Annotated in this window: 20 protein-coding genes and 2 pseudogenes; 7 read left to right on the top strand and 15 right to left on the bottom strand. The window is 62.8% G+C overall.

From position 1 onward, the window contains the following. Positions 1–33: 33 nt before the first annotated feature. The 3 genes from BFL28_RS07380 to BFL28_RS07370 form a co-directional block, all read right to left on the bottom strand. Positions 34–2601, bottom strand: coding sequence for a strawberry notch-like NTP hydrolase domain-containing protein (locus BFL28_RS07380; RefSeq protein WP_338152245.1), 2568 nt, complete (start codon positions 2599–2601; stop codon positions 34–36). Between the two features lie 58 nt (positions 2602–2659). Continuing rightward, positions 2660–3499, bottom strand: a complete 840-nt coding sequence (locus BFL28_RS07375; protein WP_010408880.1) for a DUF7146 domain-containing protein — start codon at positions 3497–3499, stop codon at positions 2660–2662. A gap of 456 nt (positions 3500–3955) precedes the next feature. Continuing rightward, positions 3956–4585, bottom strand: a complete 630-nt coding sequence (locus BFL28_RS07370) for a ParA family protein (RefSeq protein WP_029623217.1) — start codon at positions 4583–4585, stop codon at positions 3956–3958. A 223-nt stretch (positions 4586–4808) separates the two neighbouring features. Here BFL28_RS07370 and BFL28_RS21780 point away from each other — a divergent pair, with 223 nt between their 5' ends. Next, entirely contained in the window at positions 4809–5726 is a 918-nt protein-coding gene (locus tag BFL28_RS21780) for a lytic transglycosylase domain-containing protein (protein WP_171007652.1), read from the top strand. A gap of 143 nt (positions 5727–5869) precedes the next feature. On the opposite strand, the pseudogene BFL28_RS07365 reads toward BFL28_RS21780, so the two are convergent. From BFL28_RS07365 to BFL28_RS20095, 5 genes and pseudogenes are all read right to left on the bottom strand, one after another. Beyond that, positions 5870–6298 (bottom strand): annotated as a pseudogene (locus tag BFL28_RS07365) (IS5 family transposase); the annotation flags it as partial. Positions 6299–6364: 66 nt separating this feature from the next. Beyond that, positions 6365–6862 carry a hypothetical protein gene (locus BFL28_RS07360; protein ID WP_069319941.1) on the bottom strand — a complete coding sequence of 166 codons (498 nt, stop codon included), beginning with the start codon at positions 6860–6862 and terminating at the stop codon, positions 6365–6367. A 322-nt stretch (positions 6863–7184) separates the two neighbouring features. Continuing rightward, positions 7185–8339 carry an IS110 family RNA-guided transposase gene (locus tag BFL28_RS07355; RefSeq protein ID WP_069319940.1) on the bottom strand — a complete coding sequence of 385 codons (1155 nt, stop codon included), beginning with the start codon at positions 8337–8339 and terminating at the stop codon, positions 7185–7187. Positions 8340–8410: 71 nt separating this feature from the next. Then, positions 8411–8740: pseudogene (locus tag BFL28_RS07350) on the bottom strand (transposase); the annotation flags it as partial. 657 nt (positions 8741–9397) lie between these two features. After that, complete coding sequence (locus BFL28_RS20095; protein ID WP_241527257.1) at positions 9398–9778, bottom strand: DUF4158 domain-containing protein; 381 nt, start codon at positions 9776–9778, stop codon at positions 9398–9400. A gap of 129 nt (positions 9779–9907) precedes the next feature. On the opposite strand from BFL28_RS20095, the gene BFL28_RS07340 reads away from it, so the two are divergent. After that, complete coding sequence (locus BFL28_RS07340) at positions 9908–10516, top strand: recombinase family protein (RefSeq protein WP_069319938.1); 609 nt, start codon at positions 9908–9910, stop codon at positions 10514–10516. 41 nt (positions 10517–10557) lie between these two features. Continuing rightward, positions 10558–11466: an META domain-containing protein gene (locus BFL28_RS07335; RefSeq protein ID WP_069319937.1), complete on the top strand. Its 909-nt coding sequence runs from the start codon at positions 10558–10560 to the stop codon at positions 11464–11466. A 28-nt stretch (positions 11467–11494) separates the two neighbouring features. Here BFL28_RS07335 and BFL28_RS21085 read toward each other — a convergent pair whose 3' ends face one another. The 5 genes from BFL28_RS21085 to BFL28_RS07315 all read right to left on the bottom strand — a co-directional run bounded on the left by BFL28_RS21085 (position 11495) and on the right by BFL28_RS07315 (position 16310). Next, the gene (locus BFL28_RS21085; RefSeq protein WP_173655700.1) at positions 11495–11845 is read right to left on the bottom strand and encodes a hypothetical protein; all 351 of its coding nucleotides are present in this window, start codon (positions 11843–11845) and stop codon (positions 11495–11497) included. A gap of 150 nt (positions 11846–11995) precedes the next feature. After that, on the bottom strand, positions 11996–13339 hold the full coding sequence (locus BFL28_RS07330) for a S1 family peptidase (RefSeq protein ID WP_173655699.1): 1344 nt from the start codon (positions 13337–13339) through the stop codon (positions 11996–11998). Positions 13340–13841: 502 nt separating this feature from the next. Beyond that, positions 13842–14081, bottom strand: coding sequence for a response regulator (locus tag BFL28_RS21420; RefSeq protein ID WP_241527256.1), 240 nt, complete (start codon positions 14079–14081; stop codon positions 13842–13844). Between the two features lie 76 nt (positions 14082–14157). Continuing rightward, positions 14158–14541, bottom strand: coding sequence for a response regulator (locus BFL28_RS07320; RefSeq protein ID WP_069319935.1), 384 nt, complete (start codon positions 14539–14541; stop codon positions 14158–14160). A 5-nt stretch (positions 14542–14546) separates the two neighbouring features. Then, positions 14547–16310 (bottom strand): PAS domain-containing protein, encoded by a 1764-nt coding sequence (locus BFL28_RS07315; protein ID WP_069319934.1) that lies wholly within the window; start codon positions 16308–16310, stop codon positions 14547–14549. Between the two features lie 173 nt (positions 16311–16483). Here BFL28_RS07315 and BFL28_RS07310 point away from each other — a divergent pair, with 173 nt between their 5' ends. Next, complete coding sequence (locus BFL28_RS07310) at positions 16484–17917, top strand: transposase (RefSeq protein WP_241527255.1); 1434 nt, start codon at positions 16484–16486, stop codon at positions 17915–17917. A 23-nt stretch (positions 17918–17940) separates the two neighbouring features. Here the strand turns inward: BFL28_RS07310 and BFL28_RS21695 are convergent, their stop codons facing one another. Then, positions 17941–18072 (bottom strand): hypothetical protein, encoded by a 132-nt coding sequence (locus BFL28_RS21695; protein ID WP_277620996.1) that lies wholly within the window; start codon positions 18070–18072, stop codon positions 17941–17943. Positions 18073–18132: 60 nt separating this feature from the next. Further along, complete coding sequence (locus BFL28_RS07300) at positions 18133–18801, bottom strand: TetR/AcrR family transcriptional regulator (RefSeq protein ID WP_069319931.1); 669 nt, start codon at positions 18799–18801, stop codon at positions 18133–18135. 67 nt (positions 18802–18868) lie between these two features. Between BFL28_RS07300 and BFL28_RS07295 the strand changes: the two genes are divergently transcribed. Genes BFL28_RS07295 through BFL28_RS07285 form a run of 3 tightly spaced genes read left to right on the top strand, consistent with a single transcriptional unit; the run spans position 18869 to position 22048 of the window. Continuing rightward, complete coding sequence (locus BFL28_RS07295) at positions 18869–19957, top strand: catalase family protein (protein WP_241229464.1); 1089 nt, start codon at positions 18869–18871, stop codon at positions 19955–19957. Then, the gene (locus tag BFL28_RS07290) at positions 19908–20675 is read left to right on the top strand and encodes a hypothetical protein (RefSeq protein WP_241527254.1); all 768 of its coding nucleotides are present in this window, start codon (positions 19908–19910) and stop codon (positions 20673–20675) included. The genes BFL28_RS07295 and BFL28_RS07290 overlap by 50 nt, the downstream gene beginning before the upstream one ends. Further along, positions 20675–22048: a Dyp-type peroxidase gene (locus BFL28_RS07285; RefSeq protein ID WP_066693436.1), complete on the top strand. Its 1374-nt coding sequence runs from the start codon at positions 20675–20677 to the stop codon at positions 22046–22048. The genes BFL28_RS07290 and BFL28_RS07285 overlap by 1 nt, the downstream gene beginning before the upstream one ends. The last annotated feature ends 1 nt before the right edge of the window (position 22049 follow it).

The raw sequence follows: 22049 nt of genomic DNA, 5'->3' as shown, positions 1-22049 counted from the left end.
TAGATCCTCCAGCTTGTTGGGTCTGGGGTCACCTTAATTATCTGGAGTAGAATCGATGTCCTCATCTCGCAAATCTGCGCCTGCACGCGAACCGCTCGACATAAATCTCGACTGCAAAGAATATGTCTTATCCGGATCTCCGGATAACATATACTCGCGCGGGGAGAGATCGATGTCGAGGTCGGCGCGCTCGTCGGGCGACAGTTCGCCCAGGCGGCGGTCGAGGATCGCCTCGGCGGTGCTGACCAGCTGCAGCACGACCGACTGATCGGCCGCCAGATGCTGTTCGATCGCCGCGATGACGGTCGGGAGCTTCGCTGACAGGAGGAGCGCCCCGAAGAACCGCTGCTTGCAGCTTTCGAACCGCGAGCGCGCCGCGGCCTTCGCGCCCGAGTTGAGCGTCTTGCCCTCGTTGCCGTCGACGACGCCGGTGAGTTCGAGCGCCTTTTCAAGGCCGCGATGGATGATCGCCCAGGCATCGGCATAGGTGTCGTACACCGCGATCTGTTCAGGCGTCAGCTCGTGGCGGAGGATGTCATATTCGACCCCGGCGAAGCTCAGCGCGCGCGCGGTGTAGAGGCCGGTCGCCTTGAGATCGCGCGCGACCAGTTCCATCGCCGCGATCCCGCCCTGCCGGATCTGGGTGATGAACGCCTCGCGGTTGGCGAAGGCGGTCTCCGGCCCCCACAGGCCGAGCCGCACGGCATAGGCGAGGTTGTTCACCTCCGACGCGCCGGTCGCCGAGGCGTAGAGCACGCGGGCGTCGGGCAGGTGGTTCTGCAGGAGAACGCCGGCGATGCCCTGCTGCGAGCCCTTCTTGGTGCCCATCGACCCTTCGCCACCCGCGACGCCGCCCATCTCATGCGCCTCGTCGAACGCGATGACGCCGTCGAAGTCGGCACCGGCCCAGGCGATGATTTGATCGAGCCGGGTGGCGTCGCCGCGGTTGGAGCGCAGCGTCGGATAGGTCACGAACAGGACGCCCTCGTCCATCGTGACGGGCTCGTCGATCTTCCAGCGCGAGAGCGGCTGCACATCGGCCGCGAGACCGCCGAGCGCGGTCCAGTCGCGGATCGCGTCGGCATGGAGCGCCTCGTTCTTGCTGATCCAGATGTTCTTGCGACGACCCGCCAGCCAGTTGTCGAGGATGACGGCCGCGACCTGCCGCCCCTTCCCTGCCCCGGTGCCGTCGCCCAGGAAATAGCCCTTGCGGTACGCGCGTCCGTCGTCGGAGAGCACCAGCCCCACGCCCTCCTTGTCTGGCTTGCTCAGGCCCGGGATATACTGGGTCCAGGCATGGCCGGCGTAAACGACGGTCTCGAGCTGCGAGGAGGACAGGAGGCGTTCGGTGACGGTGCGTTCGGGCAGCGACGGAACATGGACGGGGATCGGCGCGGGGATCGAGCCCATCGCGATCGATTCCACCAGCGCGGTCGGATGCTCGCCGGCAGCGTCGAACACGATACGGCTCGGCCGATAGGGCAGATAGACGCCGGACTGCTCGGCGAGTGGCGCCGGCGTCTCGAGTACCTGGTAGCCGACCGGGAGAACCTCGTTCCTGGCGAGAGCGCGGAAGATGCGCGGGGTGGCAGCGGGCTTCGATCTCACGCTGCGCAGGAGGGACAGCCCCCCGCCCCGCTTGACCGGCGCCGGAGTGGCGGCCTCCGGGATCAGATCCTGCCGGGGCGGGATGACCAGCGCCTCGACCAGGTCGCTTACGGCGCCGCGCTGGAGCGTGACCGTCGTGGTATCACCCACCGTCTTGTCGATGACATAGAGTCGCACCGCGACTCCGGTGCCGTGCTTGCCATAGGCATGGGTCAGCCGGATCGAGGTGCGCAGCGCGACGCTCGCCAGCGTCGTCGACCAGATCGTGCCCATGCGCGCGGAGTTGAAGAACCAGTCGGGCATGATCGCGACGACGCGCCCGCCAGGCCGCACACGCTTGATCGCCGCCTGCAGGTGGCGGACCGCAGCGAGCGCGTCGGCACCGCGGCCGAGCGAGCGCGAGAAGGGCGGGTTCATCAGGATGAGGCTGGGGCGCTCCGCGGATGCCATGACGCTGGCGATCTGCGCGCCGTCGTGGCCGGTAACGCTGGCTTTCGGGAAGGTGGCCGACAGCCGCTCGCGGCGCGCGGGATCGATCTCGTTGAGCTGGAGCGCCGCGATCGGCGGGAGGCCCGCTACCAGGAGACCGTTGCCGGCGCTCGGTTCGAGTACGATGTCATCCGCGCGTGCGTTCGCGAGCATGACCGTGATCGTGGCGAGATCGAACGGGGTCGAGAATTGCTGCCAGTCGATCTGCTCCTCGCTGCGCACGGTCTGGGTAGGAAGGCGCGCCATAAGCCCGATCGCGGCATCGACCGCCGGCGTGGTGCCTGCTGCGCATACCGCCAGCGCGGTCGCATGCTCCAGCACCTCGAAGCTCTCGCGCTGGGTCCAGTGACCATCGGCGTCGGTGCCGCCATAGGCGCGGATCATCGCGTCGTTGAGCATCGCTCGGGTGATCTTCGCGTCGCCGGCGATCGCGGGGAGCAGCAGGCGGGCGGCAGCGGTGGCATGGTCGGCGCGCGCGGGCGCAGGGTCGAACAGGTCGGTCATGGGGGTCTCCGGGTCTGTGGCTGCTCGTGCAGCTCACGACCCCGACCCCCCTTCCCTCTCAGGCTCCGGGTTTCACGACGTCGGCCCAGTCGCCATAACGTGAGGGTGGCGGCATCCGCTTCAGCGTCAGCCCGCGCGGCCGATAGGCGGCCCACGCCTTGCGTCGTGCGCGTCGGCCCTCGAAGTCATTGTCCTCGGCGAAGATCAGCGTGGTGACGCTATCGGGGATGTGGACACGGTCGAGCCGCGCCGCGCCGAGCGTCGCCCAGCACGGGATGCCGTGGATCTGGGTGAAGGCGGCCGAGGTCTCGAACCCCTCACCAAGCGCCAATGTGTCGGTGACGCGCATGCCCTGCCAGGTCGCACCTCCCGGCGTGCCGAGCGTCGCCTTGTCGAGATAGCCGCCATGCGCGAGGTCGAGGAAGATGCGCTGAATCGAGCGCAGCGTGCGCCCCTCCCGCGCCGCGATCAGCAGCGCCGGGAGGAACCGGGTATGCGGTTTCGGTCCCCACGGACAGCGCGGGTGGTAGCTCAGGTCGTCGAAGGCGCCGGTGATGCCGCGAAAGCGGAGATAGGCTTCCGCGGGCGTTCCGGCGATCGGCAACCCCTCGTTCCACAGCCGTTCGATGTTGGCGGGTCTGCCGGTGCGCTGTTCAGCGGGTGGGTCGTAGGTGCGTCCGGGTCTGATGCGCGCGATCTCGCGGAGCACGTCCTCGGCGGTGCAGCCGGCGAAGCAGTGAACGAGGATGCCGTCATGGCCCTGCCGGATCGAGAGGCTGGGATCGCTGTCGGCGTGGGCCGGGCAACGGCACATGGCGTTGTAGCCGTGCCAGGTGCCGCCGAGGGCGCCGACGATGTCCACGATGGTCTGGGTGGGTTTTAGCGCAACGAGGGGCATGACCGATCCTTTCTCGCTGCCTCTGACCCCCTTCTCTCCCTTCCTAGGTGACTCAGTAGCTGCTGGCTAGCAGCTAGCGGAAGATCCCCGTGTTAGCAGTTAGACCTCCGCTATCTAGCGTTGAGATGGCTGGTATCTAGCGGCTAGCTACCTTTGAGCTAGCAGATTCTCATAAGCGTCGAGTGCCTTCTCGAGCACTTCTGTAAGAAGCAGACCCTCACGTTGAGCTATTTCGCGGATTCGATTGTCCCATTCGGGTGTGACCCTAGTCGCAAATTGTTGAGTGCGGTTAGTCTTGCGCGAACTGCGGGCATCAATGCGGGTTGCGGTTATCAGCGGTGCAGCCGGAGGGGCGGGGGCTACTTCGGGTGCATCCAAATTCTGGCTCGCCTCACTGATTGGTGGGGGTGAACCCAAACGAGTAGCCTTCTTTAGCTTCGAGATATCGGCCATCATTCACCCCGCTACTTTGTCGATTAGGGATTGGATCAGAGTATCAGCACGCTGGTTAAGGCCGGAGAATTTGGTTTCGGTAATTGACAGGCCTTGGTTCTGCGCTTGCCGGTATGCTGGTCGTTCCACGATCGAACCGTCGAGGACATTATACCCCGCTTCGGTCAAATACGCCCGCGCGTCATTTTCTTCAGCCGAAGTTCCAATGCGGTTGAGCGCAAAAACGAGCCGTCCAGTCGGGATACCCTCCTTAACAAGGGCATGGTATTCGCGGACGGCAGGCCTGAGATCGTCCAAGGATGCGCCGGTGGGTTGAACCACGAGTGACGATGACCGTGCAATTTCAAGTGTAGCTTTGCTGGTCCGAGCGGGGCCGTCGATGATAAGCAGATCGAAGCCGTCTGCAGCGGCCAGGGCCTGAGACGCGGTTTTGAATGCCTCAACCGACACAATCGGCTCGATGGAGATGCCAAGGCGTGCTCGGTGCCAATCGACCGAAGTGCCCTGTTGAGTATCGAGATCGGCGATTTTAACCCGCAGTTCGCCTGCCGCCGCCTCGCGAGCAAGGGCTCTTGCCAAGGTGCTTTTTCCTACACCGCCTTTTTGTGAGACGAATGCTACGACAGCAGCCATGACCGATCCTGTGATAGTTCGAACGACTGGATAGCTAGCCGCTCTCTAGCAGTTTGGCAACCGCTACCTATGTGATAGCTAGCTGATACCCAACCAGCAGATATCTGTGAGCTAGCTGCTACCCACAGGGGGTTTGCCTGACCTAGTCTGGATCAAGCACTGGGAGATAGTGGAATTTTTTTCCACGTTGTGCGGTTGATCGAAACATGATGTTCAATGATCGATGAACACGCGATCGAACTCGAGCTTATGCGTAGTGGGTAGTGTTATGGCACTGCTATGGGCGCAAACATCGGCAGCTAAGCAGGCCGAGGTAATGACATTTGATGGGCAGGCAGTTGAAGCCGTCATCGATGTGGGCCCGAGAATGCGGGGTATGCCAACAGACGGAACGCCGCCAGTACCAAGCATGGAAGCCGTTTTAGGCAATGACTTCAGATCATTCGGCAGCCCCGTAATGGAACCCCAAGAGGAGGCAATAAGCACGTCGCATATATCGGTGCCCCTTTGGATGCAGACTGGCCAGGTTTCGGGGGGAGCTGGCCGGGCAGCGATGTCCGATATGGCAAGTTATCTCTACACCCCACAGGCTTGCTCAATCACACCCTACCGTCCACGCGGCGATTTTCCAGGCTGGCTCGAAGCTCGGCGGGCTCAATATTACCCCTTGATCCAGGCCGTGGCGTGCGAAGCTGGTGTGCCAGTCGGGCTTTTCGATGCACTGGTGGCCCAGGAAAGCCGCTATGACCCATTGATCGTATCACCGAAGGGCGCCGTTGGCCTTACCCAATTGATGCCCGGTACAGCGCGTGGACTTGGGGTTTTCAATTCGAGAGATCCGTTGTCGAACCTGAGGGGAGGGGCCAGATACCTCCGCGCGCATCTGGATGAGTTCAAGCGGGTCGATCTAGCCTTGGCCGCGTACAATGCAGGTCCAGGACGCGTTCGATCGATGCGCCGTATTCCGCCGTTTCGCGAGACGATGGACTATGTCGCAGCGATCACTCGAGGGTGGAGCACCGGATCGTTCAGGACAGCATCGATTCAGACCGCCGGTTTGGCAGTGGGTCGACAGGAATTCCGGGGCAGGGGGGTCCAGTTACTCGCTTACACATCTACAAGAGTATCGAACCCGAGGTAGTGCGCGTAATAGATCGCAATTCCGAGGATCGCCGGCGCGCCGAGCAGATAGTTGATCTGCCAACGTATCCACAACCGGGGTGCAACGAGTACCTTATCGAGGACGGTCGCAGTTGGGAGTTTCCTAGGGTCAGGACTCGTTGATCACAGCCAGAAGATGACGGTGGCAGCGAGGGCGATGGCGGAGAAGAAGACGGTTGGGCAGCGATCGTAGCGGGTTGCGACGCGTCGCCAGTCTTTGAGGCGGCCGAACATGATCTCTATGCGGCTGCGACGCCGGTAGCGGCGCTTGTCATACCTGACAGGCTCGTTGCGGGACCGCCGGCCCGGGATGCACGGCTGGATGCCCTTTGCCTGGAGCGCATCTCTGAACCAGTCGGCGTCGTAGCCGCGGTCGCCGAGCAGCCATTGCGCCTTGGGCATGTCGTCGAGCAGCGCTGCCGCGCCGGTGTAGTCGCTGACCTGACCCGCCGTCATGAAGAAGCTCAACGGGCGGCCGTTCGCATCTGCGATGGCATGGAGCTTGGTGTTCATGCCGCCTTTGGTGCGACCAATCAGACGGGCAAGGCCCCCTCACATGGGAGTTCTCAGGTCAATAGGCTGTGCGGTAGACCGTTCAGCCTCTTTCCTTCCGCACAATCATATCTGTTCTACCTTGCCGGCTCGGCTGCCAGCCGCAGCAATGAACCAAAACAGCGCGCCTGCAATAGTGCCTAGAAGGGCAATCTGGCCGACGTAATAGAAGTTCATCAGCCATCCATAAGCGGTCAAAGATCCGTTGATGACGGTTGATCGTCCACCAATGCTCGCATTGTCCGGTCGACTGAGCAGCGCGAGCACGAGCCAGGGAAGAGCGGCGACCACTGCACCAGTTGCAGCGCAGTTGATGATCGTCGCATCGACGTGTCGGCGTAACATGAAGAACGCCGGGAGCCCGATGATGAAAGCTGGAGGGTAAGCGCCAAACACGGCAAATGCCACAGCGCTCCGCCAGATCCGTTCAAGCGGATCAGTGATGCCCTCGTATGCTGGCATAACAATAGCCATCAACAAGGCGGCTGCGCCCGGGACCACCACAAAAGCCAGAATCACCCGCCAGATCGAAGGATAGGTGCGCTTGGCTCGTGCGGCGTACATGACGCCAGCTTATCGCTTTGTCGTCGCCAATCCAGATCAATCGTCAGGGATGGTCAGAGCGTCAGGCCATGGTCGTCCTCCTCGATTCTCGGATCACTGGTCTGAGCCTGTTGCAACAAGCGTCCCGCTGACCGGTCCGCTCTAACCTCACATCCGGTCGCCGCTCGTGCGCGGCCGCACCACAATCCCGCTTGCGTCGGGTCTGGCTCAGGAGACGGGACCAACCTTTTTGTCGGCGAGTGAAGCCAAGAGGGGCCGACGGTCCGTCCACCTGGATCCGGCAGGGGCGATGCCCTGCGGGAACTCGTATAGGGTAGCTCGCTCAGGCCGCCTTCAGCAGCGCGCCCTTGGGCACGACGCCGGCCGAGCTGAACTGCCACAGCGCGATCAGCAGCTTGCGGGCGAGCGCCACGATCATCACGCGCCGCACGCGACCGCCGTTCGCCTGCACCCGCTCCGCGTACCAGCGGGTCAGCTCGGACTCCGGCTGATGCCGCAGCCACAACCAGGCGACCTGGATCATGGTCACGCGCAACCGCTTGTTGCCGGCCTTGGACACGCCCTGCTCGCGGTCCATGCTGCCACTCTGCCACGGCGATGGCGCGAGGCCCGCATAGCAGGCGACCTGCCGCCGGTTGCTGAAGCTGCGGAAGAAGGCTTCGGCGTGCAGCACGCCGGCGAACTCGGGTCCGATGCCGCGGAGCTGGAGCAGGTGGGCGCTGGCCGGCTCGGCTGCCTCGTCCGTCGCCGCCTCCAGCATGGCGTCGCGTTCGCGCTCGACCTCCTTGATCTGGCGCATGACCAGCTCCAGCCGGTCCAGTTCGCGCTCGATCTCGCGCTTCACATGACAGGGCAGCGGCCGCCCGTCGCCGGTGACAAGCTCTTCCAACCGCGCCCGCCGGTTGGTGCGTAGCGGCTCGTAGTCGCCAACCCCTTGTGCGAACAGCAGGCCCTTGACCCGGTTGATGTGCCGGATGCGCTCGACTACCAGCGAGCGCCGCTCGCGGCAGACGCGCCGGCGGTCCTCGTCCTCCGCGCTCGGCACCGTCACCATCGCGCAGACCCGCGGCTCGCCGCGCTTGTAGGCGAGTAACGTGCGGACCAGCGCCTCCCCGTCCAGCTTGTCCGTTTTCGCGCGCCGGCTGCGCCGCGAGGCCGCGATCGAGGCGGCGTCGACGACGTGGCTCTCGATACCCTCGCGCACAAGGCAGCGGTGTATCCAGAAGCCGTCCAGCCCCGCCTCCTGGATGACGACCAACGGATACTGCTCGCCTGTCCGTTCCCGCGCCTTCGCCTGCAACTGCGCGAACCGCTCCAGGAGTGCCGGCACGTCGCTTCCCTTCACCTGATGCCGCGAGATGCGCTCGCCGCGTCCTGGCGACAGCGACGTCACCAGCCAGGTGGAACGGCTCAGCTCAAGCGACACGAAGATGGCGTTCAGCTGCGTGCTGACGGCGGCATGGGACGGAATGGACACGGGCGACCTCCTTCACGACAAAGCGGGAAGGTCAGTCTGCCTCAACCGGCGCCAGCCCGCGCCCATGGGATCTTTTTTACTCGCAGGCTTGATGCCGTGCGGTGCGCCTTGAGGTAGGTCGCGTCGATCATCACTGTCTTCGGCTCAGCATCCGCCGTTGCCAAGCCTTCCATCATTCGCGTGAACACGCCTGCCTCTCCCCAGCGCTTCCACCGGTTATAGAGCGTCTTGGGCGGGCCGTAGGCGGCTGGCGCATCGCGCCAGCGCAGCCCGTTGCGGTTGACGAACACGATGCCGCTTAACACCCTGCGGTCATCGACGCGCGGCTTGCCGTGGCTCTTGGGAAAGAACGGACGCAGCCGATCCATCTGCTCGTCGGTCAGCCAAAACAGGTCGCTCATCACCAGTCTCCTCACGGAGCCTGAATCAGATCGTCGTCCTCACATCAATGGGTCCTGACCCTAGTTCCCAGACGATAATCGTAGGCGGTCTTTATCATCGCGAGGACAGCGCACAGCGCCACCATGACGCCGACCGCGGCATAGAGTGAAAGCCAGGCCTGAAGTGTCGCTTGGGGCATGCCGACCACCTAGCAGCAAGATGCTGACGGTCCATTAACCGCTGAATCGCGCATTAGTTACCAGGTGGGCTGCGTTTTCAATCGCAAGTTGGTGCTCAGCATGGCGCTACGGTCGCGATGACGCACCCAAAACGGCTGCACCGGGCACAAAGGCGGCAATTTCAGCGCGACGGTAAACGCTTGCTCCCTTCGGGAGCATCGCGACGCGAAGCGGCGCGTCCAACCTTGCCGCTTGGTCTTGCCGTTTGTGGTTTGTGCGGTCCGGTCGGTTAGGACTGTACTCGCCATCAGGCGTTAGGGTGTTGGCCGACTAGGCCAACTCCATTCGTTCTCAGATCATATGAATCTAGGAGTGGTTGACCATTTTTTTGAGACTCTTGCTTCTCGATAGCGATGGCAAGGCTGTCCAGCACTTGCCGCAAGCCGGCGTCTTCGATCTCCTCGGCGACAACCTGGCGCGGGGAGCGCCAGAGGCGCATCACCTCGATCTGCTCGATACGATCGACCTCGCGTTGCACCACGTCATCGGGGAGGGGGACAGGCCGGAGACGACGCGGAAGGAAGCGCTCATCCGCCGTGCGAAGGACGTGATCGCGGCGGCATCGACGCCGACCTGCTCGGCTACATGGTCGAGCATGATGGCCGGTAGCCGCTCGCCCCTCCGCAGATGCCGTCCCGGGTAGCGGAGGCACGCGAGCTGGAGCGCATAGCCGAGCCGGGTCTCCGGCGTCCGCGCTTCGGCGATGGCGGCAAGGTCGTCGGCGTCGAAGTTGTGGTGCCGGACCACCTCGTCCTCGGTCTCGGGCAAGGCGAGCAGTGCGCTACGCTGCCGTTCGGTCATCGGTATGCGCGCAGGCATTGCTGAACCTCTCAAAAACTACTTGCCATTGGCGTCCGTTTTGAAAGAGGATATTGCAAGACGCAACGTCGCGGTTTTGCGTGAGCCGGCGATCGGCCATGTAAACGTTCGTTTGCGAAAGGAGGATGTTTGAGCGCCGAGCCGTATCTGATCGGCTATGCCCGGGTGTCGAAGGGCGACGACCAGTCGAACGCCGCGCAGGCGCGCGCGCTCAAGGCGGCGGGTTGTCGGCGCACGTTTGAGGAGACCGCAAGCGGCGGACGCTGGGATCGGCCCAAGCTTCAGGAACTCGTCGGCCAGCTGCGCGACGGCGACGTCGTCGTCGTGTGGAAGCTCGACCGTCTTTCCCGGAGCCTGAAAGACCTGCTGCACCTGATGGAGAAGATCGAGGACGCGGGTGCGGGGTTCCGATCGCTGACCGAAAGCATCGACACGACCACGCCGGCGGGTCGCATGATGATGCAGATGGTCAGCAGCTTCGCCGAGTTCGAGCGTGCGATGATCCGCGAGCGGACATCGGCGGGGCTCGCGCAGGCGCGGATCGAGGGCCGTATCGGCGGGCGCCGCCGCAAGCTCGACGCCAAGAAGCGCCGTGAGATTGCGGACTCGGTGATCTCGGGGCGGAAGTCGGGCGCCGAGATGGCGCGGCTTTACGATGTCAGCGAGCCAACCGTATCGCGCATTGTCGCCGAGCATCGACGCGCGGGTGAAAAAGCCATAAAGACGGGACTAACATGATGGCCTTTCGAGACCATGCAAGTTCGCTCAGAATACTAACGGTGGCACTTGCCGTGCTGGGGATCCCGCCGGGCTGCTCGGACAATCGAGCCAAGGATACAGGCACAAAGCCCGTCGACGAAACCATCGCCAAGACGAACTGGGAACTTGTTGCGCTTGACGGCGCGCAGGTGCCGACGACGAAGCCCGCAGCAGCGACCATATCGTTCGGACGCGATGGCTCGATCGGCGGCACGGCAGCGTGCAACGAGGGCGGGAGCCCTATGCGATGGCATCAGGGCCGTTTCGCCATCTCTCCAAACGTCAACACTGTGCCGTTGCCCATTTTTACCGCGATGCGATGCCTTGACGACGCTTCCAGCGAGCTTGGTAATCGTTTTTGGAACCGGATGATGACTGCCCAAACTTGGGTGCGCGATGGTCGGACTCTGAAGATTGGCTTCAAGGACGGGAGGACCGCGTCGCTTCGTCTGCTGCCGCCGCCTATCGCTGTGGACGCCCAGTTACCCGCAGGGGATCGACTTGCACTTGTCGGATCTGGCAGTGGCGAGGGGATCAGCGACCGGCAGTTGATCGCAATGTTCGGTCAAGCCTTGGCCCAGGGGGCACCGCTCACCGAAGCGAAGGCGGTTTGCTTGGGATTTCAGGGTGCACAAGACAACGGAATGCGCGACGCTCCTGCCTTCGTAATCAAACTCCTCGCGCCGAGCATCGGATTGCCAGTGCTGCCGGCCTCGGAATGCTCGATGGATACAGTGCCTCGAAATGCTGCAACGCGCGAACAGGCGGTCCTGTATACCGTGAAGGTCGAACACCTCGGCGACGCAATCACCTTCATGGCGACAGCCGTCTTCGGCAATCTCGGAGTCAAAGGCACACAGTATCGACTTCGCTCGCTGCGCGGTGGTGGGTTTGCAGCCGAACCTACCGGACTTACCGTTTTGTCGTAGCGCTGCGCGCCCAAGAGGTGGCCTGCGGCTAATTGGTCAAGCGACGAAGAGTGCCAGCAGTTACGAGAATAGCATCACGGGTGCTGCACGCCTCCGCAACCCCGTCCATCGGATACGTGCCCTGTCGATCGTTAACCCGAGAACCAGCTAGCTCGACTTTAGCGCCGAAGGGGACGACTTCACCATTTGTCAGACGGATGCCGTTCGCGTTGGCAGATACAGCCGTCCCCTTTTCGAAGACCAAGGGGACGGCTTCGGTTTGCATCCGAAGCCGGATGCAGCTGCCGTTTGCTTCCAAAATGCCCTCAACTCGCGCCATTGGCCCGGCGGATGGCGGCCCGCCGTTGGCGGTTGGCTGCTGGTCGTATTGAAGCAGCATGACTGTCTCGGACGCTCCTTTGCCATGTATGCCTGGATCTGACTCAGTCGCCACTGCAGCACGATTGGGCGCAGAAGTGCCATCGCTGCCTGATGAGCATGCCGATGAAAGCAAAACGACAGCCGCCAATACAGTTCTCATAGCTTCTTCCTAGTAGGCAAGCCGGTAGCCTGCCGCGTATGCGGCGTCAGTGCTGGAGTAGTACAAAACCGAATCCTTGCCGGCGTTGTAGGAATTTTCGCTACAAGCAGTGACGACGCCGAACGCTGTCTGCCAAGCAAACACGGGGCCGCCGCTATCTCCGGGTCCGCAGCGAAGTCCCGTCGTTGGTCCGATGATCGTGGCGTAGTAGCTGGGACCGGTCCCCGGCGAGGCCGTCGGATGGGTATAGTCGATGTATTTCCAGTATACTTCACCACATCCCTGACCGTAGGTCGGGCTCGAGGTCACGCCGTAAAAGCAGATCCAGCTCCCTTGGGGCGTGCCATCCGTAATCTTGGCTTCGGTAGATGCAAGGGTTCGACGGCCCGTCAACGACCGCGGACTCTCACCCTTATTCCCGATGAACTGCGGCAGCCCGGTCAGGCCAGTTGGAAATCTCAGGAAGAGGAAATCGCGCTTGGAATCGTAGACGACCGAAGACGTGTCGGTGATCAGATTGTAGCGCTTGCCGTCGGTATCGACATACGTGAACGTGCCTGGCGCCAGCTTCTCACAATGACCGGCCGTTATAATGCCCGGGCGATTGCTTGAATCATACCCGATAAAGCCAGCCGTGCACCGCGCACCTCCGCTTGCGTTCTGAAGCGCTGTCCCACCGCGTGCCGCGGTCGGCCCGACGGGTTTCGCTAGATACTCCACCCTTGTTGGCACCCCCAGCAGGGTGGCGAGCTGGCTTCGAGTTGCTTCTGCAACGGAGTTTTCGGTGCCGACGACCGCAACAACGATCTCTCCAGTCTTCTCATCATATCCGGTTGACTGACTTGCCGGCAGCAATTCCTTGATTTGCCGACCATTACGCTCGATCGCCCTAAGGGCCGCCCTTCGGGTCGAGCGGGCATTTGGCACGAATCTGACAGTCGTCGACACATCGGAGCCGATAACCTGCTCAGCCTGAGCAAGTTCTGCGTCTGTGATGCGCCGGCCCTGACGATCAACCGCCCTCGCGGCTTGTCGCTCAGACCTTCTTGCATCTCGACGCTCTTGCCGGGCATCACGCTTGATCGCGCGACGCTCCAGCCTTCGCTGCTGCCGCGCTTCGGCACCCGTGAGACGAAGGACCAGCCCGAAGTTGTTACTATTGTCGAAGTAAGCGCCGGACAGCTCTTGATTGAACTCCTGTTGAATAGCCTCGATTTGCTCGCTCGTACCTGCCATGATCGTCACGCGCCGCATTGCTTCTTCGAGCGAGACGCCGAAACGCTCGGCATAGGCTTTCCCGTCGAGCACCAAGGCCTCTTCGGCGGTCAAGGACGCGTCTTCGGTTGGTGGCACGCTGGCCTGTTCCGTCGCAGGCGGCTCCTGCGCAATCAACGGCGTCGCGGCAGAAACACAGCTTAGGAGCAGCGTCCCTGCTAACTTGGCAGGGAACGAGCGGGCAGTCCGAAAAGGCAAGGCATGTGTCCTTCGCATGATTTTCAAAATCAACAGGAGAAGCGGGCATTCGTTCCATTGAAGACAGGATCACGTCCAGCCTACCGTGAATCTATGTCCCAATAATGCACTGAGGCCTTTTACATTGTTAAATCAGCCAAGAGCCAAGTAATTCCTTTCTATGTGTTACAATCGTTCGGTTGTTACACCAATCTCAGCCTGTCTCACCCTTGAGCGGCGTGCTTCTTCAACGGTTCAGGCTTCTCACCTTCCGGCAGTAGTTCGTGCAAGCGAGCTTCACCACTTGCGCGCTGAACGGCTTTCCCACGAAAACTGCATTTGGCGGGAGGCCTTCGGGACCGGGCTTAGCCGCACCGGGAGCAACGAGTATTTCAATGTCAGGTCAGCGTTCCGCGGCTTCTCTGGCCAGGTCGAAACCGCCTCGTCCGCCCGGCATCTGCACGTCAGTGAAGAGCAGGGTTATGTCGCCGGCGTGCTGTTCCAGTACGCTCAGAGCCTCATCAACATTCTCTGCTTCGAGAGGACGAAAGCCGGCATCCGACAGGATGTCGCAGGCATACATGCGGATGATCCCGTCGTCATCGACGACGAGCGCGAAAGGAGCATCGAAATCATCAGCCATCCGGAAGTAATGACCGGAGGCAGGCTTTGTTCATCACCCCGCCAACGCGACCAGGCGCACGCAATGAGGGCGGTGATTACGGAGTAACAGGACTTTGTTCGATCTGACGCATCACACGATGAAGATCGAACGGCTTTGGCAGGAACGTCGCCCGCTGGGGCAGGGCTTCCTGCGGCACCGGGGCCTGACCGGACACGATGAATAATAGCGTCGGCGGGAAGCGTTCGCGCACGTAGTGGGCGAGCTTCAGCCCATCCATGCGACCGCTGACGGTCGCGTCGATCAGTACCACCCGTATGTCGGTGCGCTGGTCGAGAACCTCTATTGCCTGATCCGCATCCTCCGCCTCGAACACGCGCCAATCGCGCTCCTCGAAAAAAGCGGTCATGTCGAACCGCACCAGCGCTTCGCCTTCAACAATCAGAATGGTGTTGCTGCCGATCGGCTTGCTCTGTCCCACGCCGTCTACTCGTTCACTGTTGCGGCATCTCCAAGCCGCGCTTCCAATTCAAACACCAAACCCTCCGGCCGGTAGTCGGTTGCGGCTTTGCCGCGGAAATAGGAGCGCAGCGACCGCTCGATCAGAGTCGAGCCGAAGCCCTTGCGCGTCGGGGGCGAAACCGGCGGTCCGCCTTGTTCGCGCCAGGCTATCGACAGGATCGCGTCATTGCCTTCCCCCGTGACACTCCATTCAAGCACTACCGTCCCGGCACCGTTCGCCAACGCCCCGTACTTGGCGGCGTTGGTGGCAAGTTCATGCAGCGCCAGCGCAAAGGCGACCGTCACCTCAGGCTTCAGAGTAACAGCGGGTCCGTCGAGCAGAATGCGCTCGCCGATACTGCCATGTGGCGCCAACGCGCGCGTCGCTACCTCGTGCAGATCGGCCGAACGCCATGAGCTGCCCGTCAGCACGTCGGTTGCTGCTCCAAGCGCCACCAGGCGCGCACCGAGATTCTCGCTGGCCGTTTCGGCGTCAGGCGCGGTGCGCAGCGTCTGCGAGACAACCGACTGGACGACCGCCAGCACGTTCTTGAGGCGGTGCGCCAGCTCGCCGTTCATCAGCCGCATGCCGTCTTCAGCGCGCCGGCGCTCGCGGAAGTCGCGGGTGACGGTGCCGTAGCCGATCAGCGCGCCACTGGCGTCGGTGATCGGGAAGACGGAGTAGAGGACAGGGATTAATTCGCCGGTACGAAAGTGCCGGAAGTCCAGCTCGCCCGCCCAATGCCCATCGCGCTCCGCCGCGGGCAGAACCTCGCGCGCGACCGTCTCGACCTGCTCGGGCGGGAAGAAGTCAGCGATCATCAGACGGGTGATGTCGGCATCTTCCAGGCCGACAAGCCGCTTGGCGGCATCGTTCATATAGAACAAGCTGCCGTCCGTTCGTGCCATCCCGACGAAATCGGCGCTGTTCTCCGCCAGCCGGACGAAACGCTCGCGCTCCTCCTCGCTGGCGCGCAGCTCGGTGATATCGCGCGAGACAGACAGGATGCGGTCGGGGTGCCCCTCTGGACCCGCGATCGGACTGACCGCGACGTGCCACCATTTGGGCGTGCCCTGATAAGTGTCGGCCTTGCCGATAAAGCTGTGTGCCTCACCTCTCCCAGCCGCCTCGACCGCCGCCTTCGCTTCCGCGTTGCCGGCATTCTGCCAGAAGTCAGGCCACGGACAGCCGGCTACGTCGTTGAAGTCGCTGATCTCCATGACGCGCTGGCCGCCCTCGCTCATGAAGGTCAGTTTGCCGTCTAGATCGAGCACCTTGATGCAGTCGGTCGAGCTGCCGAGCACGCCGGACAGGAACGCTTCACGCTCGGCCGTTACGACCAACGCCTTTTCACGCTCTTCGCGAAGCCGATCGGCATCGAGAAGCGCCGTGCGCAACGCCTCCACCAGCACGACCAGCCCAAGCGTGGTCAGCAGGAAAATGACGGAAGCGCTCCAATGAACGGGCGTGAGCAGCAGCGGCTGATCGGACCGCGCGACCACCAATCCCGCGCCGAGCGAGGAGATTATGGTGGCCAGGACGCCGGGACCGCGGCCGAGGAACAGCGTGAGCAGCACGACCGCCGGCGTATAGAGGAACCAGGGTGCCGACGATCCGAAGAGGACGACCTGTACGATTGCGACCATTGCGATGACCACAACCGTCAGCCCGTAGCGCAGGGGCTTTGGACGAGGACGTGCGACGGTCAGGTCGCGCAGTCGGTTGAGCAAGGCGGTCGAGATGGACATGGTTCCCCGGCGTGGGGGAGCGCCCCTGCGATCCCGAATATAATGCAGATCGAAAAGAGCGAAAAGCGGCATGCATTGATAAGGGCCGGTGTCACAACCGGACGGGCCTGTTGAAAAATGCCGGACATGCCGGGTTGCTCCTTCGTTTCGCCCCTACTGAAAGGAGCGCCACCATGATGGGACCAGCCTGTCGCGGTGGGCGGGAAGGAGCGTCCCGCCGCACCATAGAAGCCATGTTGCCCGCAGACCACCTGCTGCGTCGCATCGATAGATGTCTCGACACAAGCGAGCTTAAGCAAGCACTGACCGGGCATTACAGCACACGGGGGCGACCATCGATCGACCCCGAACTGCTGATCCGTATGACCTTGATTGCCCGCATCTACGCGATCGCGTCCGAGCGGCGCCTGTGCGAGGAGCTGCGCTACAATCTGGCCTACCGCTGGTTCTGTCCTCTCTCGCCAGCAGATAGGGTTCCGCACCACTCGACGTTCAGCAAGAACCGGCATGGCCGCTTTCGCGACGCCGGCGTGTTCCGGGTCCTGTTCGAGAGCACGGTCCGACACTGCATCAGTGCAGGGCTGGTCGGCGGAAAAGACGCCGCGATCGACGCATCGTTCATAGCCGCTGATGCGAGCTGGCAGCGCAAGACCGTGCCAGGCTACCTGCCGTATGTCGCCAACGCGTCGCGCGCGGTTCGGGAATGGACCAAGGACACAGGCGATGCCGTCTGGGAACTGGCGCGCTCGAACAGCTGCCAAGGCGTCTCTCGAACGGATCCTGCCGCGGCTTGGTCGGCGCGAACGGTGCGTGGCCGGTTCGGCTACGCCCTCAACGCGCTGGTCGACACCCCGAGTGGCGTTGCCCTTGATGTCGAGGCGACGCCGGCTCGCTTTGCGGAGGAGGTCGATGCCGGCCGCGTCATGCTCGCGAGGTCGGCAGATCGGTTCGACTTCCATCCCACGCGGGTTGCTGCCGATAAGGCCTACGGCAGCGCCGGTTTCCTCGGCTTCGTGCGGGACCACGGCGCAATTCCGCACATCCCGGTGATCGACCGGACGCAGCAGACCGGGGGCAAGCTGCCGCGAACGGCCTTCAGCTATGATCGTGACACCGACACCTTTATCTGTCCGACCGGTAGGCTCCTCCGGCACCACGCATTTCACCTGCCGACCGGCGTACACCGTTATGCTGCCAATGCGCGTGACTGCGAAGCGTGCGTGCTTCGAAAGAAATGCACGACGGCGCGGCGTCGTACCCTGGTCCGACTGGACGATGAGGACGTTCGCGATCTTGCTCGAGCCGAGGTGGAAACCGGGCTTTACAAACGGTCGATGCGGTTGCAGCGCGGGGTCGAACGGTTCTTCGCTGACGCCAAGGGCAAGCATGGCATGAGGCGGCTTCACCTGCGGGGCATACGCGGAGCTGAAGAAGAGTTCCTGATCGGCGCGGCGGTGATAAATCTGATGATCCTAGCGCGGCCCCAGCGGCTGACGGGCAAGCCGCGCCGGGGAGTATGCGTCCCCGCAGCGCTGACGCCGGCTGCAATTTCGGCCCGGTCGATTGAACACGACGTTATCGCCTCGCCTGCTCGACGACATGCCTAATCGCTGAGGCGCGGCGTGATTCATCACGCGGCTTGCAGCCGTTCTTTGCGATACGGCACACCGTCGAGCAGCGCCTGGCCTGGCGCCTTGGGCGTGCCGTCGCCATTCACGTACATATAGAGTGTCGTGGTCGTCATCCCGAGACGGCGCGCCATCTCCGCGGTACCGCCCCCTACCGCATCGGCAACGTTGACTATCCTGCCGGGCGGCATCGATCAATCTTGCGCGAGCGCAGCGAACACATGTCGCATTTGTATAGAGGGAGGGGGATCGTTGCTTTCCTGAAGGGTCAAACCGGACCACAGCGAAAGAAGGATGCGCGCCAGTTGAATGCTCGGTATGACCGGCGTCAGGCCGGTACGCCGTAGCAGATGGGACATTACACCGGCGAAAGCGGACTCGTACGCGATCTTGACCGGTTCGAAGCGAGCACGGAACGCGGCGTTGCGACGTGCGTGAAGGTGAAGTTCGACCACCAGAACCGAATAGCTGGCGTCGACGGACAAGGCATCCAGACTGGCACCGATCGTATCCAGGATGGCTTCCGCCGTTTGATACCGGGTGTCTGCCACCAACATGTCGAACTTTCTTGCGAGGTTCGCCATATGCTCTTCGACCAGCGTGAAGAGAAGATCGTCCTTGCTGGCGAAATACGAATAGAATGCGCCCTGCGAAAAGCCGGCGCGTTCGCAGATGCCTCGAATCGAGGCGGCTGCGACCCCTCCTGCAACGATCAGCCCTATCGCGGCGTCGAGCAGTCGTGTCCGCGTCTCCATGCGCATCTCGGGACGCTTCCTGCGGCGTGGTACCGTCTGCGTCGTCGGTGTCGTCTCATAATCCACCGACACCAGATGCAGCCCGTTGGCGTCAAGGGCAACAGCCACACAGGCATTGCAACTAATATATCGCTTGATATGTTAATGACGTCCGCCTCAATGAAAGCCGTCATCCGTGACCACCCGCCGCCCCATCGCCTATCGCGACGATCTCGAAATCGAGCAGCCCGACGAAGCTGCGCTGACGCGTGAGATCGTGGCTCGAATGGCGGCGACACAGGCTGCTCACGCAGAGCGGCATCATCATGCGCACCGAGACGCACATGCGAAGAGCCATGCGATCCTGAAAGGGCGGATGACAGTCCATCAGGATCTGCCTGCCGAATTGGCGCAGGGCATCTTCGCCCACCCTGGCGAACATGAGATCGTAGCTCGACTGTCATCGGCGCCGGGTGATATTCACAGCGATGCAGTGCCGGCCCCGCGCGGCTTTGCGGTCAAGGTCATCGGCGTTGGGGGCGAGCGCCTGTCACCCACCCTCGGGGGGGCCAATCAGGATTTCCTGATGGTCAATTTTCCAACGCTCGCCTTTGGTACGATCGCCAAATACAAGGTCATGCTGGGTCTGCTTGAAAAGAACGCGGACGCGCCTGAGGCGGCGCAGCGGCTGATCGCCGCTGCCGCGCGTGGCGTGAAGGGCGCTGTGGAGGCGCTAGGCGGCAGCCCTAATGCCACGCTTGACGGACTGGCGCGCGACCATGCGAACATGCTGGGCGAGACATTTTATACGCAGGCGGCAATCCGCTACGGCGATCATGTTGCGAAACTGTCGCTGGCGCCGGTCGGGGGGGTGGCCGAACTGACCGGACGGCAGGTCGAGGCGGGCTTCTCGACCATGCGTGACGCGGTAGTCGACCATTTCCGGCACGCCGGCGCCACCTACGAATTACGCGCGCAGCTATGCGTCGACCCGGATACAATGCCGGTCGAGGACGCGGCGGTCCTGTGGGATCCTGCCCTTTCACCGCATCGCGCGATCGCAACGCTGACCTTCCCTCCCCAGGATGCCTATGCCCCGGCCAGACAGGTGCATGGCGACGACCATCTCGCCTTCAACCCGTGGAACGGGGTCGCGGCGCATCGGCCGCTCGGCGGCATCATGCGAATCCGCAAGGCAGCGTATGAATCGTCCTCCAGCCAGCGGCACAGGCTGAATGCCGTGGCTCGGCGCGAACCACGCTCGCTTGATGAAATTCCGGACTGATCCGAACCAGAAGGAGCCGTTCATGGCCGACAGTAAAGATCCCAGGCTTGATGACGAAACCCGTCTGCAAGAGTTCCGTCGCCTCGCCGCAGAAATCGCCGCCGATGCCCCCACGCTGGCCAGGATCGCGATCGAAGGCTTGATCCGCAACCACAACCCTCTGTTCAAGGGCACCGCCGGGTCGGCGGGCCGGGCCGGCCGGCAATCGGGCAATGTGTCCGAACTGACTGCAATCGCCAAACTCAAGCCTGGCGGCGGCGACCGGCTGCGTCGCATCTTCAACCTGACCGGCGGCAATTTCGACGGCGCCCAGAAAGTTTCGACGCTGCATGACATGCGTTTCGTCCTGTTCGACGACGACACGCGCATCCTGTTCGCTACGGCGTACGACGGTGACTGGGATACCTATATCAACGACTTCGCGACCAAGATCCCTGACCTGATGGATCTCTTGTTCGCCAATGTCGAAGGGTGGCCGGGGATTGCCTCGCCTGACGTGAAGGATTTCATCGCCGATCACCAGATCGACGCGGCCGGTTGGTTCGTCGCCAACCCGCAGGTGACGGTTGTGGACGTGCGGCGGCTGCAGCGGATGGAGACGGCGCTCGATGCCTTCCTCGATACAATGGCCGGCAACACCGCTGTGGACCCCGCGACACGGGACGCGCTGGCCCTGCTGTCCAGGCAGGTGTCGGTGCCGCACGGAGTGGATTACTGATGGGTATCCTCCAGCACCTCAAGGACCGCTTCCGCCCTGACCGCGTGACGCTGCAGCTGGACGACATTCAGGCGTTGATCCTGCGCGCGCGGCCTGAACCGTATGTCGGCATTCACGCAATGCTTCACGTCGACGACGCCGCGGGTGGCCGCGATCTCCTGCGAAGGCTCGCGCCGCATATCCCTGCCGCAGCAGACTGGACCGAAGAGCTGACGGCATGGACCGGCGTGGCGATCAGTCACGCGGGTCTGAAGGCGCTTGGGGTGCCCGAAGGCTCGCTCGCCAGCTTTCCTCTGTCGTTTCGTCAGGGAATGGCGGCGCGCGCCGAGCAGCTGCGTGACGCGGGAGAGAATGCTCCCGAGCAATGGGAGGAGGCGTATCGCGACAATCGCTGCCACATCGCGCTCACCATCTTCGCTTCGGATCAGGCCCGGCTTGACGAAGCCACCGACCGGGCAATGTCCGAATATCATGCATCGAGCGGCGTGACGCTGATCGGAACACATCGTTTCGGAGCCGATGCGGATGCCAAGAACCCGTTCGGCTTTCGTGACTCGGTGTCGCAGCCGACCGTCGCGGGTGCCGGGGTCGATCCACAGCCGGGGCAGGAGCGCGCGATCGCGCCGGGCGAGTTCATCCTGGGCGAGGACAGCGAAACGGGAGCGCCGCTGGAGATACCGCAGCCTGACGCGCTGGGGCGGAACGGTTCCTATGTCGTGCTGCGCAAGTATGACAGTCGACCGGGCGCATTCAACGATTTCGTGCGCGGCCAGGCAAACGATGAGGCGGCGCAGGAGCTGCTGGCCGCCAAGATGTTCGGCCGCTGGCGATCGGGGGCACCGCTGATCCTGTCGCCGACCCGCGACGACGAAGAGCTGGGCGCCGATCCGGCCCGGCGCAACGACTTTGATTTCTCGGGCGACAAGGCGGGAATTGTCTGTCCGCATGGCGCGCACATGCGCCGCCTCAATCCGCGCGGTGAGCGACTGACGATCCTGACCGACGAAAACATCCACCGGATCATCCGCCGCTCTTCCACCTTCGGTCCGAAATGGTCGGCCGACCTGACTGCTGCCGACGATGGCGAGGACGATCGCGGCATCTTCTTCATCTTCATCTCGGCACGTGCGTTCGACACGATCGAGTTTCTGCAGCAGGAATGGATCAATCGCGGTAATTTCATCGACCTGGGGAAGGAGCGTGATCCTGTGGTCGGCCTGCATGAGGAACCCGGACGCTTCACCGTGCCTGCCGAGCCGGTTCGTCGCCGTATAGACGGTGTCACCACGTACAACCGGCTGCGTGGCGGCGAATATATGTTCATGCCTTCGCTCACCGCTTTGCGATGGATCGCGGCAGGATCGTGGAACTGAG

This window comes from Sphingomonas turrisvirgatae, from assembly GCF_001721295.1.
Classification (GTDB): Bacteria; Pseudomonadota; Alphaproteobacteria; order Sphingomonadales; family Sphingomonadaceae; genus Sphingomonas; species Sphingomonas turrisvirgatae.
Note: the sequence above shows the minus strand (reverse complement) of the source record. Positions and strands in the feature narration are given on the sequence as shown.

Coding starts and splice junctions, on each gene's coding strand:
- BFL28_RS07380 (WP_338152245.1), bottom strand. CDS start 2,601: ATGACCGACCTGTTCGACCCTGCGCCCGCGCGCGCCGACCATGCCACC.
- BFL28_RS07375 (WP_010408880.1), bottom strand. CDS start 3,499: ATGCCCCTCGTTGCGCTAAAACCCACCCAGACCATCGTGGACATCGTC.
- BFL28_RS07370 (WP_029623217.1), bottom strand. CDS start 4,585: ATGGCTGCTGTCGTAGCATTCGTCTCACAAAAAGGCGGTGTAGGAAAA.
- BFL28_RS21780 (WP_171007652.1), top strand. CDS start 4,809: ATGAACACGCGATCGAACTCGAGCTTATGCGTAGTGGGTAGTGTTATG.
- BFL28_RS07360 (WP_069319941.1), bottom strand. CDS start 6,862: ATGTACGCCGCACGAGCCAAGCGCACCTATCCTTCGATCTGGCGGGTG.
- BFL28_RS20095 (WP_241527257.1), bottom strand. CDS start 9,778: ATGCCTGCGCGCATACCGATGACCGAACGGCAGCGTAGCGCACTGCTC.
- BFL28_RS21085 (WP_173655700.1), bottom strand. CDS start 11,845: ATGCTGCTTCAATACGACCAGCAGCCAACCGCCAACGGCGGGCCGCCA.
- BFL28_RS21420 (WP_241527256.1), bottom strand. CDS start 14,081: ATGGCTGATGATTTCGATGCTCCTTTCGCGCTCGTCGTCGATGACGAC.
- BFL28_RS07315 (WP_069319934.1), bottom strand. CDS start 16,310: ATGTCCATCTCGACCGCCTTGCTCAACCGACTGCGCGACCTGACCGTC.
- BFL28_RS07310 (WP_241527255.1), top strand. CDS start 16,484: ATGATGGGACCAGCCTGTCGCGGTGGGCGGGAAGGAGCGTCCCGCCGC.
- BFL28_RS21695 (WP_277620996.1), bottom strand. CDS start 18,072: ATGGCGCGCCGTCTCGGGATGACGACCACGACACTCTATATGTACGTG.
- BFL28_RS07290 (WP_241527254.1), top strand. CDS start 19,908: ATGCCGTGGCTCGGCGCGAACCACGCTCGCTTGATGAAATTCCGGACT.
- BFL28_RS07285 (WP_066693436.1), top strand. CDS start 20,675: ATGGGTATCCTCCAGCACCTCAAGGACCGCTTCCGCCCTGACCGCGTG.